The sequence below is a fragment of the Massilimicrobiota sp. An80 genome (assembly GCF_002159255.1).
In the GTDB taxonomy this organism is placed as follows: domain Bacteria; phylum Bacillota_I; class Bacilli_A; order Erysipelotrichales; family Coprobacillaceae; genus Allocoprobacillus; species Allocoprobacillus merdigallinarum.
On the sequence record NZ_NFHI01000120.1, the window covers coordinates 1 to 659 of the forward strand.

1 protein-coding gene is annotated in these 659 nt (G+C 30.7%); it reads left to right on the forward strand.

What is annotated here, in order from left to right:
- Positions 1-141: 141 nt before the first annotated feature.
- Positions 142-366 carry a hypothetical protein gene (locus B5G32_RS13725; RefSeq protein ID WP_129738239.1) on the forward strand — a complete coding sequence of 75 codons (225 nt, stop codon included), beginning with the start codon at positions 142-144 and terminating at the stop codon, positions 364-366.
- Positions 367-659 lie beyond the last annotated feature (293 nt).

Below are 659 nucleotides of genomic sequence, written 5' to 3' on the forward strand. Positions count from 1 at the left end.
GGTTCTTTTTTTCTGCTTTTTCTATCAGTTTATCTAACTTCAGATTGATTTCCTGAGTCAAGTCATCCAGTTCATCTGCATATTCGTATATCATATTGAGTCTGTATAGTATGTCTTCCTGTCATCAATAGCTTGCTGATGATGCATATAGGACATTTGACTTTATTGACAGAAAGTATCAATAAGAAATTATTAGTCATAAAGATAGTGGAAAGAAGCAGGAGCTTAAAAAGTAAAAACTACTTTTGGCTATATCAGATCAAAGATGGAATCGGCGAGATATTGAAATTTGGTCATAGAGGAATTGAAGACTATCTGCAAATACGAAGACATCAGCCTTATAAGCAATTAAAATTGAATGTATAAAAATAGAGTCATAATATATACAAGGCAACTGATAGGTTGCCAGGTCGGTTATACCCTTTTTTCTTTATTGAAAAATTTAACTTCAGTTAAATGTTGGTAATTGATTTTAACTCCATAAAAACGGCTATGTTAACCCAAAAAGATGCAGAATTTGAAATTTATGATTTTAACATCGTTTTTTGGTGGTTAAAAGTTATTCTTCCTATGCAGAGGCATTATCAAATATGATACACTTATTACATAAGTGAGGTAAACGACTATGAACTTAGAAGAAATCAAAAATGAATTAGAAA

Excerpts from the sequence above, each read along its gene's own strand:
- B5G32_RS13725 (WP_129738239.1), top strand. The coding sequence starts at position 142 with ATGCATATAGGACATTTGACTTTATTGACAGAAAGTATCAATAAGAAA.